Raw genomic sequence first — 17,688 nt, forward strand, 5'->3', positions numbered from 1 at the left:
CTTTACAGGGAGCGGTTCAAATTAGCCCTTGTCGTCTGAACTCTTCATTGGTAATTATATCGATCTCTGCATACCCTCCTCCCACATGTCGTTGAAACCTTGGACGGAGTCATTCACTTCGCATCAGGTCAAGTCGAAGCGTAGTGGATTCCCTAACGCGTCAACTCCCCATGAATTGTGTGTTTAACCCACCTCGGTAACATCCAATCGCTTGCTTTGCCCCCTTATTCGCCTGATCTATGCTCGTAAACTCGTACAATCGTGGCTTCAATCATCATTTTCTCCTCGTAAGTACGGATTTCCAACACGCCCAAGCATACTTACAAAAAAAAAATTGAAAATCGTTATTTAAGTATATCCTGTAGTCTTAAAGTAGGCCTGAATTTATTAATTGCAATATCTGTAAATCCAAATACATCTGATAAATCAAGTGCTACTCCTAATGGTGAAATAACACTAGTCAAAATCATTCTTATTGTTTTATATGATTTACCTTCTAAAAATTTATATTGGTTTTCAACTCTATCTCTATACTCTTTATAAAACTCTGTACTTGAATTATATTCAGTTTCATTAATGAACTTTCTTATACTCTGTGATTTATCTCTAAGTTCAAATACGTCGCTTATATTAATTCTCTTATTACGAAAATAACTTGCGAGATCCGGCATATTTTCTATTGTAAGAAGTTCATTAAGATGATCCGTAGATTTATTTAATTCATCAGTGTACAACTTTTCGAATATCTTCCGATTTGAGTTACTTAGGATTAAACTATCTGCTTTTGTCTCAATTTGAGATAGTATATTGATATAAGACCTAATTATTGTAGTTAAGAATTCTCCAACAAGGAGATTAGATAGTTTTTTACAGTTGTTATCTTCAGATTCAATATAGAATATTCCATCTTTCACAGTAACTTTATATTCAAATTTATCTAAAACGTCATTTAATAAATGATTTGGTCTAGTAGATTTATATATATCTACCAATAGTTGTTTGTCATTAAGTATCGAACATGCATACTCACATAACCTATTCATATCAATATGGTTATAGTCTAATACTTGAATTTTCCTATCAATTAATCTTCTGTAGTTCCTTTTTAAGCTTTTATATCTTTCGTCAGCATTAAAATGATCTAAATCAATACTTTTGTTTATTTTTAATTCAATCATTATATTCCCTTCTGAATGTTTAATATAACGAATTGGTACAAAGTCGTAAAATATTGATAACTCATCTTTGTCGAGTAATCTGAGTAACTTAGGTAAACTATTCGTAGAAAGTTCTACACAATCCAAAAAGTGACCATTTGTGAGGACAATCTTATCATTTGTAAGAAGTGTTTCGTAAAAGAGACTTTTATCAAATTGATTTGCTCTGCTTTCTCCAACAAATATTGGATTGAATACATCTAAACAAGTTTTCTTCATACTAATCACTCCTATAAATATTTGGTTTTGCCGTCCTATGTATGATTAATGTATTTAATGAACCTACGCTTACAGTGAAAACCTTTTACTGCGTACATAAAATAAGTACACCAATACAATTAATACACATAAACTTTTCATAGTTGCAAATTCCATAACTCAGTTTTAATAGAATATTCAGAAACTCTTACTAAATTATTACAAGTTGCTTACATTGAAAATTTTTCTTGTTTCTTTTATTTTATACTACTCTGTTTTCTGGTCTTGGTTTCACTTTATATTAAAATATATCATCTCTTGTTTTATTAGATTTTTTTTCAATTTGTATTTGAATATTTTACAAAAAGTAAGATCCAAAACTGATAATAATATTTTATTCACGAACATCGAGGTAACCAACTTTAACTAAGAAGACTTTATTGCTGATCCCTTAAGGAATATAAGATAAAATTCATTAAATAGGAATAAACCACTATTTGTATAAATACTTACATACAAGTAAAACACCAAAAAGAAGCCACCTCCCTGGCCTTCCCCAGTTCAGTGACTCCTTTTTCACAACCCTATTCATTTTCTACATTCAACTACTCCTTAACAGCACCAACCACGATCCCCGTTACAAAATAACGTTGCAGGAACGGGTACACAAGCAGGATCGGAAGTGCACTGATAAAGATCTGCGAAGCCCGAATGGTCCGTTGGGACAGGTTCGCAACTGCTTCCGGATCAAGCTTCGACATGTCGGCCTGCACGATGATCGTCTGCATGAATGTCGCGAGTGGCAGCTTTTCCGCATCACGGATGTAGATGATCCCGTCAAAATACGCGTTCCAGTGACCGACCATCATGAAGAGCGAAACTGTTGCAATAACGGGTACCGAGACAGGCAGATAGATTTTGATGAATGTCTGAAAATGTCCTGCCCCATCGATAAATGCAGCTTCCTCCAGATCTTTCGGAACCGTACGGAAGAAATTAAGCAACAGAATGATGTTGAACACCGCGACCAATCCAGGCAGGATCAAGGCCAACAATGTGTTCATCAATCCCAGCTTCAGAATCAGGATGTACCCCGGAATGAGACCACCGCTGAACAGCATCGTGATGACAAAATACCACAGATAGATGTTACGTGCGCGGAACACCCGCGTCTCTTTGGAAAGCGCATAGGCTGCAATCGTATTAACGATTAACGCAAGTCCAGTACCCAGTACCGTCCGCTCCACGGACACCCACAAGGAGGAGAGGAAGTTGGTATTGGCAAATGTCTTCGCATACGCTTCTAACGTAAAACCAATCGGCCAGAACGTAACCAACCCGGCATTGGCAGGTGCGGATGCACTAAGCGATACCATGAGCAAGTGATATAAAGGCAGCAAGCAGAGCAGCGAAAGGATGGTCAATAACACATTATTGAATATGCTGAATATGCGGTAAGGCATCGTTTTATGATACATGTCTCGTCATCCTTTCTAGAAAATTCGGTATCCGGCGAATCGGTAAGCCAGTCGATATGAGATCACAATCAGAATCAGGCTGATGACCGATTTGAACAGATTCACCGCGGTAGCGAAACTGAACTGTCCACTAAGCAGACCTTCTCTATACACAAACGTATCAATAATATCTCCTTGCTGATAAATCAACGGACTATACAAGTTAAAGATCTGGTCAAAGTTGGCGTTAAGCACATTACCCAGTGCCAGCGTTGCGATTACGATCCCAATGGGAATCAGTGCCGGGATGGTAATATACATCGTTTGCTTCCAGCGTCCCGCTCCATCCACTTCAGCCGCTTCATAAAGTGACGGATTAATGCCGGACAATGCCGCGAGGAAGATAATCGTGTTGAATCCAAACTCTTTCCAGACATCACTCGCAATAATTGTGAATCGGAACCAGCTACCATCCCCAAGGAAGAAGATCGGCTTGATGCCGAATACCGAGACCAGAAACTGATTGACGATCCCCGTCTGAGCCAGAATATCGATCAGGATACCGGATAACGTTACCCATGACAGAAAGTGTGGAAGATATACGAGCGTTTGAATCGTTCTTTTCAATGCCATCTTCCGCACCTCGTTGAGCAATAAGGCAAAGATAAATGGAATGATCAGGTTCATGACAATCTTCGTACAGGCAAAAAACAGCGTGTTCCACGTGATTTGCAGGAAATAATCATTTTCCCACATGTACCTGAAATGCTTCAGTCCTACCCATTCGGAATTAAAAAAACCAAGTGCAGGTTTATAATCTTGAAATGCCATCAAAATCCCGGACATCGGAATGTATGAAAAAATAAAGACCATTATGGCCGCTGGCAACACCATGAAATGCAGAATCCACGGCTGTTTATAGCGTTTTTTTCTTTTTGGTTCCAGCTTGTTCCCAATGTTCGCCTGCGGGACCGGTTTACCCTCCAATTTAGCCTCCATAGCACTGCTCCTGTTCCCAAAAAAAGTTTTTGTGTGTGATGGGGTTCTCTGATATAAATAGTATCAAGCCACTCTCGGGTCTGACTATATAACATTGTTAGGCTCCATAAGATTTTATTAGGAAATTCATTCAGAGGGGTTGTTTACACACGAATTTAAAGGAGACTTTTAATGCATACATGGAAGCGTTATATGCCTTTTCAAAAAGGACCCCGTTCCCGCTTCAGCCTATTCGCCAAAATTAACCTCTTAATTGTAGTCCTGTTCATCCCGATCCTGATCATGTATACCTACTCGAATAACGTCACCTATGATGTCGTCAGCAAAGAATTGCAGATCTCCAACACGAAGCAGCTCACGTTCTTGTCCAGTCAGATCGACTCCCGTATCAATCAGATGATGGATTTCAGCCTGATTCTCTCCCGTGATCCGAATGTCAGAGCCTTCAACGGCCTGAACATGTGGGATGATCGATATGACCGGATGCAGACCCGTTATGTGATTCAGGAGAAGATGACGCTTCAGACGAGCGTTACCGATATATGGCCTACCCGATATGCGGTGTATTCACAGCAGAATGAGGATGTCATCGCCAACTACAACCGAACTACAGGATATGATGAGGCCTATTTGAAAAAAAATATGAGCGGACAATGGACCTATGGGGACCAAAGTGCCGAATCACAAGATGAGATGAAATCCTTCTATTGGTTCTATACGGACTCCCTTGCCCAACCAGGAATGCTCACTGGAAGCAATCTGGTGATTGAAGCCAGCTTCAGCTATGAGAACATTCAGAATATGCTGGATACGTATAAAGCTGGCGGACAAGGTGATCCTTTCTTATATCACAAAGGAAATGAACCCATTCTGAATCGCAGCGCGGACAAGCAGTTATCCGCTGCACTCACTCAGTATCTGGATACGCACTCGCCAGAGGATACTACACAGGACGTGGTCGAACTGAACGGAAAGAAATATCTGGTTAGCTCCGTGAAGTCCACCTATCTGGATTGGCATCTGGTTGATGTCATCCCGCTGTATCAGATTTTGAAACCCATCTCGCTCAGTCAGAATCTGTTCTACACCAGTATGATTTTGCTACTCGTTGTGGGAATCTCGGCTTCCATCCTGCTGTACCGGAATGTCCAGTATCCGATCAAACAGCTGATCAAAGGCTTACGCCGTGTAGAACAAGGGGACTATTCTGTTCGACTGCATAGCAAAAACCAGAATGAATTCTCATTCCTGTTCCGCCGATTCAACGATATGTCCCATCAGATTCAGGATCTGATCGAGAATGTGTTCCATGAGAAGATTAGAGCCAGGGAAGCAACGCTGAAGCAATTACAGGCGCAGATCAATCCGCATTTCCTATATAATTGTCTTGGTTATATCATCAACATGGCCCAGATGAAGGACGAGCAAGCCGTGGTCTCCATGGCGCATAATCTTAGTGCCTACTACCGCTATACCACCCGTATGGAAAAAGAGACATCTTCGCTTCAGGAAGAGATCAAGCTGCTGATCAACTATCTGGATATTCAGAAGCTGCGCAATGGCCGGATTGAATATCACATCGATATCCCTGAGGACATGCTTGCCCAATCGGTGCCGCGATTAATGCTTCAGCCCATGGTTGAGAATTCCGTCATACACGGTGTGGCGAAGTCCTATTCTTCTGGGGAAATTCGAATTACCGGGGAGCGCTTGAATGGTTTTGGCAGAATATATATCGACGACGATGGCCCGGGTCTCAGCCCGGAACAGTACGAAGCGCTGAACTTGAAGATGCAGGAGCCGTTACAGGAAGAAATGGGCTGCGGCCTTTGGAATACGAATCAACGAATCATGCACACATTTGGAAGCCATTCCTACCTCCTATTCGGCCCATCCCTACTTGGCGGATTCCGAACCGAAATCATCTGGGAGATACCAAGCGAGGACACGGAGCGAGGAGATACTTGTAAGAGTTAAAGTTAATACAAACAATAAATTGACGATTTAATTTTGAACAAGATCACGTACACGATAACGCAGAGGACAGAAAAAACCTGAAGAAGCAAAGCGTTCGCCTTTATCACCAGATTTACACATTATAAAATTCATTCAATAAATCTGGGGATAACAGCGATCGAAAGGTTATTCTGTCATCGGAGTGGCAAGTGTACAGATGTCTGCGTTCAACCAACAAGGAGACAATACACCATGCAAATGATGATCGTAGACGATGAAGCACACTGGGTGGATAACCTGTCCATTACCAAGCCCTGGCACACACTGGGGATCGAACAGGTGCATAAAGCCTACTCGGCCCACGAAGCATTACAAATGATCGACACTCACCCCATCGATATCGTGATCTCGGACATCCAGATGCCCGAAATGACAGGCATAGAACTGATTGAACGCATCCGCATCCGGGACAAAAAAATAAAATGCATTCTGTTATCCGGGTATTCCGAATTCGATTACGCCAAAAAAGCCATCCAGTTCGAAGCCGTGGACTATCTGCTGAAGCCGCCCACAGACGATGAACTAATGGGTGCTGTTCAGAAGGCCATTGATCAATTGAACAATGAATGGGAACTGGTCAGTTCACTGACACGAACGCAGTTTACGTTGCGGGAGAATCTCCCCCATTTAAGAGGACGACTGCTCCTGGGGGCTTTGCAGGGACAACGAATCGCCGCTGCCGAATGGGAGCGGAAGCTCGCCAATTACGATCTGCCTTTCCATACCGGGGATGCCGCATTAATGCTAGTTCGTTTGGAAGAAGAATTCGGACACTATGACAGCAATGATCAGACTTTGATCGAATATGCGATCATCAATATGGCGGAAGAGATTATGGGTGAGTTTATGGAAGTGTGGGGGGTGAAGGAGGAGCACGGATATCTGGTGTTTTTGCTTCAGTTGAAAGAACGGAAAGGCGATATTGGCAAAGAAACCATGCTGGAGAAGCTATCGATTCAACTTCAATCCAAAGTAAAACAGTTTCTGAAAGGCTCCCTCTCCATCGTCATCACCGAGTGGTTCACCTTCCCGGAACAGATTTACGATCGCTTCCGTCAGGCGTCGGCCTACTTCCGGCAGATCGTCGGAGACGAACGCGAATTCGTCATGCGCGTCAGCGATGTCGAGACACCTGCGGCACAAGGTCCTTTGGATGTACTGTACACCCCGCCCACCTTTATTAGTTTGCTAGAGAGCGGACAGTGGGATGCCGCCGAAGAGAAAATACGCGCGGTCTGTGCGGAGCTGGATGAGAAATGGTCGGAATCCTGGGAGCATTGCATGGAGGCTGGTTTTCTTATTACAGCTTCGTTCACCAATATTGCCCACCGGAACAAGCTGACTCTGACCACTTTAATGGGAAATGATGTCGAGGGTTTGCAAAGTGGGGAAGTTTTCGCTACCATCAGCAAACTTCGGAAATGGTCGCTCAGTGTGCTGGGCAAACTCAAAGAAGGCACGTCCAACGAGATCAAGGACATCCGTTCCGAGTATGTGAAGAAGATTCAGGATTTTACAGATAAGAACCTGCATCTGGATGTATCTTTGCGTGTGCTCGCTGACCATGTCAATCTGCACCCGACCCATTTGTCCAAAATCTATAAGATCGAAACCGGCGAAGGCATTAGTGATTATATCTCGCGCCTGCGTATGGATCGGGCCTGTCACAAGCTGATCACCACTACCAAAAAAATATATGAAATCAGCATGGAGATTGGCTATATGGACCCGGCTTATTTTATTAAAGTATTCAAGCGTCAGTTCGGTGTCACGCCGCAAGAGTACAGAGACCAGCATAAATAACATGACTGAAAACCGAATTTTTTGAACTTCATTTGAACATTCACTAAGAGAGTCCTATCGAAACTAAAAAACTCATATAGATGACATCCCGTACAAATTGGTACAGTTACACTGTAAAGATCATACACCGTAGGGGGATTGAACAATGATCAAATTCAAAACATGGTGGTCACTGCTCATGGTTATCGCGCTCATCACGATCACTGCGTGCGGCAGTGGCGAGACAGCCAGTGACAATGGTACCGATAATACGCCGGGAACTGTCGGCTCAGCTGAAGCAGAAGCTGCTTTTGCTAAAGGAAAATATGATCCACCGATCGAGTTCAGTTCGGTATTAATGCCGAAGAAATACGTGCAAGGAGATACCAAAGAAAATAACGTGCACGATCGCTGGATGCTGGAAACGCTGGGTATGAAGCATAAAGATACCTGGTATCCGGCCAATGACGATCAATACAGACAAAAGCTGCAACTGGCTATCGCCTCTGGCGAGAAGCTGCCTGATTTTGTAACCGTACCGACCAATGCGGTATTGACCAATCAGCTGATCGACTCCGGTCAATTCATCGCCATCGATGAGTTGTTCGACAAGTATGCGAGTCAGACCCTGAAAGATCACGCCGCAGCACAACCTGAACTGTGGTATCCGTTCACCAAGGACGGCAAAAAGTACAACATGCCGATCATGGAGTACACCGATAACGACGATACGCTGCTCTGGCTCCGCGAGGACTGGATGGAGAAGCTGAACCTGGAAGCTCCGAAGACCATCGCAGATCTTGAGAACATCATGGACAAATTCAAAAACGAGAACCCGGACGGTCTGTCTCCAGACAAAGTATTCCCGCTGGCGATCTCGCTGAAAAATAACACCAACACCTGGATGGGTCAGCTCGACTGGTTGTTCGGTGCATACGGCACAATCGAGGAGCAATGGAACAAAGACGCGAACGGTAATCTCGAGTACGGCTCCGTTAACCCGGGTGCCAAACAAGCTCTTGCCAAGCTGGCTGAATGGATGGATAAAGGTTATATCCACGCTGACTCCGCTCTGTGGGACGAAGGTAAATCCGCTGAAAGCTGGACAGCTGGCAAAGCGGGCATTCTGCCTGGCGCAAACTGGGTACCGGACTGGCCTGCACCTGACCTGCTGAAGAACGTACCTGGCTCAAAGTATAAAGCTTACCCTGTTCCAGCTGGCCCAGACGGCAAGATCGGTACGAAGTGGCAGAACTCTGGTGTCAACGCAAGTATCATGATTAACAAGGATGCGAAGCACCCGGAAGCCATCTTCCTGTATTACAACTACCTGCTGGATAACCTTGCGAACCCGAAAGCGGGCAGTGAGTATGAATACGGCTTCGCCAAAGGTTACGACTGGGATATCATTGACGGACAACCGACCAGTGACAAAGAGAAGATCAAAGACTTCTCCAACGAATTCCCTTTCCTGACCGGCCCGGCGCGTATCCCGGATCTGTACATGAAAACACTCGTGAAGCTGGCCAACGGCGAGAAGCCTGAAACACCTTACGAGAAACAAATGGCCGAATTCCGTAAACCGGAAAACTGGTATGCAGGTAAAGTCGTTATGTCCCAGATCGACGTCCGTAAACAAAACTATTTCACTGGCGCCGCAACACCAACCATGGTATCCAAATGGAACCTGCTCCGCCAGTCCGAGATGGAAACCTTCAACAAAATCATCTACGGCAATCTGCCAATTGATGCCTTTGACCAATTCGTCGCTAACTGGAAATCCAATGGCGGAGATCAGATCACGCAAGAAGTGAATGATTGGTTTAAATCGGTAAGTGCGAAGTAAGAATTGGGATTTTGAAAAGTAGAGCGTTAAAAAACCAGCCGAAGCGTGTAATTTACCGCTTCGGCTGGTTTTTTAAGTTAAGATCGGGGTCGCTCCCCCTGACTTATGGGTTCGCGTTAATGGTTTGATCAGCCTTTGCATTTGTCTCCTCAAACATCGACTGGCCCAATAAGGAAACTGTGAGCTGAATGCCATCTCTTAGCCCTTGCATGTATAACCGCTCATTCTCTATTCCTTTACTGACAATGTATCGGCTCTCCCACTCAGCATATTCAGGTGTTTGCTCGATATCTCTGCCAGCAAACAATCCTTCGAACGCTTCGTCCTTTTCCTCACGTACACGACTCAACTCAGGGTCATGCTCGATTCGGGCAGATACTTCATCTAGCCTTGCCTGGATCGCTTGTTGCAACCACGATGGAAAATTCATTGCTCATCCTCCCCTGTGCATTATGTACCTCACTCATCATCGTACAACTCGGTTATGTCTCGCCTTCATTTCACCCACTCGAGCCACCAGTTCGTCCACCCTTCGGCTCTGTTCTTGCACTTCGGGGTTGTCCCACAACGGAATCGCTTGCTTCAAGGATGCCTCTCCAAGCTGATTAAGCTTGCGCCGTTCCTCTTCCAATAAGTCAAGCAACCGGCTCATACATCCACCTCTCTGATGGGTCTAAACTGCATCGTGTCTTGTTAAGACTAGACGTGAGTAGTCATTTTTAATGCGATTCATCCGTACCCGATGTTGTACACTTATGTCTTCTTCTAATCCATATTGTAAGTTAAAGTATAATCTCTTTAATGCGGGGATCGAATTAAAATAAAAAATTCCGATTACTCCATCGGTATCGAAATAGTATTGACTCTCAAGTTTTCAGCTATTCTCATATCAAACAAAGAGGAACGCTTCCCAGAATGAATACACGAGTTGGATATAAGTTATACCATTCATTCGAGTCCGGTCTACTGGAATATCTCTCAAAATTTCTCTAGCAGACCAAGCTTCCATCAGTAACAGCTTAAAATATTGTGTAAGGTGATCTAACTTGCTTCTTTGAATCACACTAGATAATTAAATTGGTGGTAGAACACGTAATTTGATAGTTAAATTATCATCATAATAGTTATACTTGTGCCATTCCTTATTTGTTTTTATCTCACACTCAATTGGCAAACTTAAAGAAACATGCTTTTCTAAAATATCTATAGTATAGTAAGGCTTGTTTCTGAATCCTCGTTGTTCTTCATGATTCAGTTTCCAAGAGATTGTATATTCACTCGCATTAAAAGACGAATCTATCTCTACCTCTAATCGATATATATCTCCAGGTCTTAAAAAATTCATAGGATTTTTTGTTGTGTCCCATAGAACTCCGATACCAGAAACATTCATTTTATTTCTATAAACCTCATTACCGAGAGAATCAATCGCTTTTAAGATTAGCGGAACATTATACTGCATGCCTATGTTCTCCTTTAGATAATAACTTTTTAAAGAATCAATAAAATCATTCGTATAACATACAACTTGTTCCGCATTTCTAATAGAAATTGGATTAGCATGAGACAGGTTATTTCTAATAGGAATTAATCTACTAAGAAAGGTTCTCACTTCATCTTTACCATCAGGATAAGCATTGAATAGAGGCTCTCGAAAAATTTCTTTATAAAGTATTGGGTGACTTAAAATTGTTATTATATCTTCTACTAACAATGCGTCTACGTATCTAGAGTATCTACCTGGCTTGCTGTTATATCTACCAACAACTCCATCACGTATTGATTTCTTTAGTAAAAACTCTCCGTCTCTAACTTGGTAATTTATAAAATCTTTCCCATATTTTTCTGTAAATTTCTGGTCAATAATTCTTCTTGACCAGAATTCAAACATCTCCAGTTGATGTCTGCATATTGTTCTAATTTCATCAATAGAGTAATTACTTAGTTTCATTGATTGTATCCTTTATTCTTATTTTTTTCGCATTTTGCTTAATGTTTCCTGATAAACGACGCCTGACCTATGCCTGGTGTATCAAGCTGCCTACTTCCCCGAGATCTTTCCATCATTACTGAGGACGTATGCCCGCCCAATGCGTTCATTTTATGTTAGCTGATGTCAGATGGAATCTTTGAATATTCATTCAATAAAAACTCTTCTAGAGCATGCTCAAATTGTGTGTGTTTTGTAAATCCTGTAATCTTTATAATTTCAATGGTTGCTTTTCCTTCTGATTTATTTAAATCTTGCAATATTCTACTTCTATTTATTTTTTGTATGTCTGTAGAACTATTCAAGATGCTCCAATTGTACTTACGCTTAAGTATTGATAATAATGAATTGATCTTGTTAGTATCAAGTCTTTCTCCCTTATAGGTTAATACCGGAGTATTAATTCTAACTATTTTATAATTTTGTCTAAGTTGGCTTAACTTTTGACATAGGTCATTATTCAGTGTAATCCATTCATACGCTAGTCTATCTATTCTTAGATTTCTAATTCTCCTGTTCTCCAAATCAACATCAGACCAATTGAGTTTAATTAAATGGTCTTGTTCAAATATCAAATGATAGGACATCATTAAAATTAGTTGGAGTATGATCTTAGCTTCTTCAGTATCTTTCTTACCATAATGTATCTTACTACCTAATAAAAAAGCTAACTCCTCATCATAGAAGAACTTCATTTGTTTCTCGACTTTTGTTGGTTTTAAAGACTTAAGATAATCGCTCAGTTCAATATATTTCAAAGGACTGAGATGTCCATATTCCTTAAGAAAATTCATAAAATTCACTATTGTTGCCCGTGCAGTTGAACTCCTTCTGTTATTTAGAAATAATTCTATATCTCTTGTTACAAAGAATTTGTCTAATCCGTTAATTATATTTGATTTAATTATATAGTCTTCTACATATTTATTAATATCACTTAAATATCTCTGTTTCGTACGCACGGAGATTTGATTTTCTTTACCATCTAGATACTTAAGAAAATCGAGCCGCACGATATTTTCTATTGAGGGTATCATTATTCTATTCCTTTCATCTGATTTCTGATAACATTCCTGTATTCACGATCTAGCACAAGTTGATTGTCCGGCGTGCCGGACCCAGGACGAAGGTTGGCAGCGTGAATATTATGTTATGTGAAGTATTTTATTCGTATCTAATTTTATTCATTTTCTGTTTATGGCTATAAAATGCTACAAAAATAATCTCTACTCCAAAACTAAGCAATAGTAGCAAAACGTAAAGTATAGTTGAAACATTGAGAACCCCGGCTATCAAAATAACAATGAACCAAAGAACATCTGGAATTACTTTAGCATTCAAGCCAAACTTCTTCTCCCTATATTCACTTGCAGATAACTTCTCAGAAAATCCCGGCCAATTGCTTTTTCTATTTTTCAGCCAAAACATCAATAGCAGTGTAGTGGGATAAAATAAGGCACTATATAATCCTGTTGTTTTTATCACTCCTGTTAATTCCCCAATTACAACGATTGCAGCAAATAATGCAACTGTCTTAAGAAGAATATCCGATAACATTTTTTTGAAAGATGACTTTTTAACTGAAAAGTGCCACAAACCGAAAAAAACAAAAAGTGAAGCGAATAATTTGAATGTATGAGTGTGTAAAAACCCTTCAGTTTCATGGCTAATAAATATAAAAACTGTCATTGAAAAAATGTAACAAGCTTCGATGATCCATCCAATAATGCTAATTTTGTCGATATAACAGTCATGCACTTTTTTGACCATATTAAACACCTCTTTATTTTAGATGAATTCTTATACTTTTACGAAGGATTCGAAATATGCTTCAGTGTAAATTTTTTTCTTAGCTTTAGGTATTTCACATAACTTTCCTGTATTCAGAACGTTCAACGTTAGTTGAATGTGTCTGCTGAAACTCTTACTTAAAATACTTCCAGCAGACCAAGGCTCCGTGAGGAGCCGCAGCAAGAATTATTATGTTATGTGATGCTTCTTAACTCTTTTCAGTTCTTTATATGCAGTTTTTAAGTATTATTTTCTTCATCAGTTTTTGACAAGTATAAGCTTCCGTTACTGAATCCATTTTGATCAAAATTTATAGCCATTTTACTTATATTAGAATTCGAAATATGAGTTAGCGTGTTTTCTACACTTAGCGGTGTACTAGCTATTTCGTTTTGTTGCTCTGCACTCTCTAAAGTAACAGCAACTTCTTTTAATCTATTTCTATTCTCCTCCAATATAAGAGTTTTGTTTTGAGTTTCTTCAGCCTCAGTATTGGATTGTTCTCGTTCTTCATAACCTTCATACACTAATTCAATATCATCAAGAACAATTTCGTTTTGGACTTGAAGTCTATCAATTTTATTGACATACATTTGATAAAATAACTGGGCCAATACGTAAGTAGCTAGGAAAACAATAACATAAGGACTATTATGACTTATGTTTTTTAAATCAAACTGTCTGTCTTCTTTGACCTTTTGCTTAATAAAGTTCTTACATAGTATCTCAACACTATTATTTTCTTCGTTATAAACGCCTACAATAGGGCGTTTGTTGTTTATGAAGCTACGTTCAAATGCTCCTGGTACTTTACTTACTAATTCATAATAATTTTTATACAGCGATTCAGTCTTATTTAACTTGAACTCTTCTTCTATTTCAATCATTTTTTTCTGTATTTCGTATCTATCCGTGTATCGGATTCGTAATTTCTTCAATTCTTCAGAAACTAAATCTCTCATTTTATTTTTAGATTTAGGATCGACAATTGTTGAAATGTATGTATTTAAATATTTTTGGTACTTATGAATTTCAATTGTTTTATCAGATGTCATAGCTTCTTTAACAAAAAAATAAAGATTATTCTTATCCAGCTTAACTTGTCCTTCCCCTGTTTCCTTATTAAACTCTGTGTACATTCGAGAAAAAGAATCAAATATATACCTTATTGCATCAATTTTAGGGTTTGAGTATAAAGGAATTGGACTCCCTAAATGATAGAGGTTTTTCACTCCGTTTTTACTACTTAACTTATGTGTTCCTAAATATCTATAACTTCTGTGAATACTGAATGATTTATCAAACACAAAGAAATTCTGTGGCTTCTCTCCTCCTTTTATTCTATTTCGTACTTCATTTAGCAATTCATGCTTATAATGCAGTTCATTAATTTTGTTTGCAAAATCAATGACCCTCCAAGATTTGAGAAATTCATCTTCATTCTGTTCTAGTTTAAATTCAATTCTGCTCATTGTTATTGCTCCTTTTTCAATTGTTTTTCCTTAACTTATTTAATTCTTCTTGGTATTTTATTCTCAATTCCCTTTCTTCTAGATATTTTTCTCTGAATTTAAAATTCTCTTCGTCTTTTTTATCAACCAATATGTTTTGTCTTTCGTCAGACAATTTAAAGGACCACAACGTTACTGCTATACCTATTAAAAGAAGAGCATTAGTGTTTATATCATTCACTAATTCAAAAAGAATATCGTAATATTTGAACCCGCTAGCAAAAGCAGCCAATATAATCATGAATATACCTATGCTTATATTCACTTTTTTCAAGAATTTCAAAATGGAATTCTTCCTAGAGCTAGAAGACGAACCCAAATTCAAACCAGTAAGAGTCAAAAAAAATGCACCTATATTAAATACATTAAGCTGAAACTCATTAAAATCATAAAGGTTTAATCCCAATAAGACACCAAGAACGAATAATAGCCACGGGGCAACCTTGTCCCTAAACATTTTTTATCCCCCTTTCTTTTAATATACTTGTATCAATTTATTTGTTTTGAAGTTTCACATAACCTCTTGTGTTCAAGGCCCAGTGTATGTTGGGCGTCCGGCGAATGCCGGACCAATAGCGTATACCCGCAACGTGAATATTATGTTAGTTGAAGTTATTGTCTTCATAGAGACGCTAAATTTATTTAGATACTTCTTCACTTCTAGTTTCCCATACATCTAAGACGGGTTTTAAAAAATATCCTGGATTTTCTTCAGCAATTTTCGTCTCTAAAAATTTAATATTCCCAAAATATCTTCTTTGGAATTCAGTCATATAACTTCTGGATTTCCCATCAGAGGTTATTACAGAAATACAAAGTGCTTCAGCTTTATCTTGTGTCTCACTAACAGGAGTACCGCCCATTATTGCATCTACATCTCCAGAGACCCAGGCTTCATTGATATTAATTACACAAGTGGCCTTTGTTTCTTTAACATATTGAGCAAGCTCTTTCATAATTAAAAACTTATCTGATTTATCTTCTGGATTAACAGTGCGTAACTCCCACCCTTTGTATGGCACTTTAATAAACTGTATCCATTCGTGATACTTATCTTTTTTAAGCACTTGCAAAGCCACTTTATTCAAAGTATCAGCGAATTTAAATGGATCATGTTTTGAAATTCCAGAAAGTTGACTAAATATCTTGGATGAATATCTTTTCTTAGCTGCTGATATTATTTGTTCATTCATTTTCACCGTATTCGTTTCAAATGCTCTTGTTTGAAAGTCACTTAATACTATATTTTGTGTTCTGAACGTTGCATTCATATTCATACAGCTATATTGTCCTGTCAGATCGTCATAGGATAACGGGTGTAAATAATCATGAAGTGAGCACTGAATATAATTAGATCCTGCTTGTTTATGTGCATCAAGAACGATATCTTTAGCAAAATTAAACCCGTATGCAAGAGCATCGAGGATCTCCCAATCAGGTAGGTCTTCGGCTACCCATCTTCGTTCTACAACTGCTATACACTCCTTTAATTGATGTTCAGGAATTTCAATTTTTTCTTTGATAATACTTTTTGCGTTGTGAGCAATTACCTCAGAGGGTAAAAGCGCTGGTACATCAAACTTATACTCCACGAGGTTAAAATAACTATGAATTAGAACGTTTGCCTGACTTTTTGTTTCAAGGTCCTTCTGATGAACGATTTTGACTCTAGCCTCATTAAGCCATTTCATAATTGGATCAGTTTTCATTTTTGATTGCCAATTTGGATACCAAGAATCAAAGTCTATAATTTTTTCTTTTTCATTTTGAAGAGCAAAAGTCAAATTTCTTAAAGCCTGTATGGTCGCATTGATATTCACTCTGAATCCTTCCGGATCAAAATAGTTATCATATGCTTGGTGCCACAAACGATGTGCTTCAAGTAGTCTTTTATGTGTATAAGGAATAATACAATCCATATTAGCCTCCCAGTATTAATTTTTTACAATAATTTCATCTAACGTTCCCATATCCACGACCCAGCGCATGCTGGGTGTCCGGCGAATGTCGGACCAAGGGCGTATGCCCGCAGCGTGAATATTATGTTATGTGATGTCATCAGCCTCTTTGATAAATCTTTCGAATACTTCTTTGGGTGAAACAAATCTTCTCTCTATAACTTCCTCTTCTAATGCCTGATCCCAAAATTCATCTGCTTCTTCAACAGAAATCAATCTGCAATCAATTATTCTCAATATGAAATTACTGATTAAACCACTAAGCAGAGCATAATACATTGCTATCACATGAGGAGGAACCATTAATCCGCTCTCATATCTACCTTCATATATCAGCCTTTCATTACTACCTAATGAGTAAGAAAACGCTAATGATCTATATGTTCTATGATTAATTTTGGATAACTGTTTATAGTATTTTTGTAATACTCCCCACTCCTGTTCATCGTTTTCTTTTATATAGTTTCTATAGATGCTATTTTGTATGACTTTATCTTTGTACCAGTCTCTTAAATGCTTATCTTTCTTTATATCATTGGAATTAAAATAAGAGGCTATATCCATTGTCTCTACAGCATCACGAAATAGCCTACCTGCAATCCTATGCTTTTTATCTCGAAGTAACTCAAGACAATCAATTAAAGATTCTAAAGAGTCAAGAGATAACATCCAAATAGCCTTTTCAGCACTTTGATCGTCACGTATATATGTACCTGATTTTTTTGTTATATGCTCAAATAATAACCTTAATAATTCACTCGCTTCTCTGTAAAACTGATTTTGAGCCTCGTACTCATATGGGTTTTGATAAGCTTCTTTGGGATCTCTTCCCCAGATGAAACTAGTCATCTTATACCTCCTATTCATTAATGATTTCACATAACGTTCCTGTATTCACAAACCCCAAAGGGGTCATCTGCTGA

The 17,688-nt window shown here is 39.2% G+C and carries 15 protein-coding genes; 3 read left to right on the top strand and 12 right to left on the bottom strand.

From position 1 onward, the window contains the following. Window positions 1-344: 344 nt before the first annotated feature. From J7E78_RS25795 to J7E78_RS25805, 3 genes are all read right to left on the bottom strand, one after another. Complete coding sequence (locus J7E78_RS25795) at window positions 345-1,436, bottom strand: hypothetical protein (RefSeq protein ID WP_215079251.1); 1,092 nt, start codon at window positions 1,434-1,436, stop codon at window positions 345-347. Window positions 1,437-2,020: 584 nt separating this feature from the next. After that, window positions 2,021-2,893, bottom strand: a complete 873-nt coding sequence (locus J7E78_RS25800) for a carbohydrate ABC transporter permease (protein ID WP_169479013.1) — start codon at window positions 2,891-2,893, stop codon at window positions 2,021-2,023. 15 nt (window positions 2,894-2,908) lie between these two features. Continuing rightward, window positions 2,909-3,766, bottom strand: a complete 858-nt coding sequence (locus J7E78_RS25805; protein ID WP_215079317.1) for an ABC transporter permease — start codon at window positions 3,764-3,766, stop codon at window positions 2,909-2,911. A 276-nt stretch (window positions 3,767-4,042) separates the two neighbouring features. Between J7E78_RS25805 and J7E78_RS25810 the strand changes: the two genes are divergently transcribed. The 3 genes from J7E78_RS25810 to J7E78_RS25820 all read left to right on the top strand — a co-directional run bounded on the left by J7E78_RS25810 (window position 4,043) and on the right by J7E78_RS25820 (window position 9,515). Next, entirely contained in the window at window positions 4,043-5,848 is a 1,806-nt protein-coding gene (locus J7E78_RS25810; RefSeq protein WP_215079253.1) for a sensor histidine kinase, read from the top strand. 231 nt (window positions 5,849-6,079) lie between these two features. Then, the gene (locus J7E78_RS25815) at window positions 6,080-7,690 is read left to right on the top strand and encodes a response regulator transcription factor (protein WP_215079255.1); all 1,611 of its coding nucleotides are present in this window, start codon (window positions 6,080-6,082) and stop codon (window positions 7,688-7,690) included. 145 nt (window positions 7,691-7,835) lie between these two features. Next, window positions 7,836-9,515 carry a type 2 periplasmic-binding domain-containing protein gene (locus J7E78_RS25820; protein WP_215079257.1) on the top strand — a complete coding sequence of 560 codons (1,680 nt, stop codon included), beginning with the start codon at window positions 7,836-7,838 and terminating at the stop codon, window positions 9,513-9,515. 103 nt (window positions 9,516-9,618) lie between these two features. On the opposite strand, the gene J7E78_RS25825 is transcribed toward J7E78_RS25820, so the two are convergent. The 9 genes from J7E78_RS25825 to J7E78_RS25865 all read right to left on the bottom strand — a co-directional run bounded on the left by J7E78_RS25825 (window position 9,619) and on the right by J7E78_RS25865 (window position 17,614). After that, a complete protein-coding gene (locus J7E78_RS25825) occupies window positions 9,619-9,945 on the bottom strand; it encodes a hypothetical protein (RefSeq protein WP_215079259.1) in 327 nt (108 codons plus the stop codon). Window positions 9,946-9,981: 36 nt separating this feature from the next. Then, complete coding sequence (locus J7E78_RS25830; protein ID WP_047842110.1) at window positions 9,982-10,167, bottom strand: hypothetical protein; 186 nt, start codon at window positions 10,165-10,167, stop codon at window positions 9,982-9,984. Window positions 10,168-10,587: 420 nt separating this feature from the next. Next, entirely contained in the window at window positions 10,588-11,466 is an 879-nt protein-coding gene (locus tag J7E78_RS25835; RefSeq protein ID WP_215079261.1) for a hypothetical protein, read from the bottom strand. Between the two features lie 155 nt (window positions 11,467-11,621). After that, a complete protein-coding gene (locus J7E78_RS25840) occupies window positions 11,622-12,542 on the bottom strand; it encodes a hypothetical protein (protein WP_215079264.1) in 921 nt (306 codons plus the stop codon). A gap of 127 nt (window positions 12,543-12,669) precedes the next feature. Further along, on the bottom strand, window positions 12,670-13,275 hold the full coding sequence (locus J7E78_RS25845; RefSeq protein WP_215079266.1) for a hypothetical protein: 606 nt from the start codon (window positions 13,273-13,275) through the stop codon (window positions 12,670-12,672). A 260-nt stretch (window positions 13,276-13,535) separates the two neighbouring features. After that, a complete protein-coding gene (locus tag J7E78_RS25850) occupies window positions 13,536-14,768 on the bottom strand; it encodes a hypothetical protein (RefSeq protein ID WP_215079268.1) in 1,233 nt (410 codons plus the stop codon). 16 nt (window positions 14,769-14,784) lie between these two features. Next, window positions 14,785-15,264, bottom strand: a complete 480-nt coding sequence (locus tag J7E78_RS25855) for a hypothetical protein (protein WP_215079270.1) — start codon at window positions 15,262-15,264, stop codon at window positions 14,785-14,787. Window positions 15,265-15,445: 181 nt separating this feature from the next. Then, on the bottom strand, window positions 15,446-16,726 hold the full coding sequence (locus J7E78_RS25860; RefSeq protein ID WP_215079272.1) for a hypothetical protein: 1,281 nt from the start codon (window positions 16,724-16,726) through the stop codon (window positions 15,446-15,448). Window positions 16,727-16,852: 126 nt separating this feature from the next. Beyond that, window positions 16,853-17,614: a hypothetical protein gene (locus J7E78_RS25865; RefSeq protein WP_215079274.1), complete on the bottom strand. Its 762-nt coding sequence runs from the start codon at window positions 17,612-17,614 to the stop codon at window positions 16,853-16,855. Window positions 17,615-17,688: the final 74 nt, after the last annotated feature.

It is taken from the genome of Paenibacillus polymyxa (assembly GCF_018614975.1).
In the GTDB taxonomy this organism is placed as follows: Bacteria; Bacillota; Bacilli; order Paenibacillales; family Paenibacillaceae; genus Paenibacillus; species Paenibacillus polymyxa_E.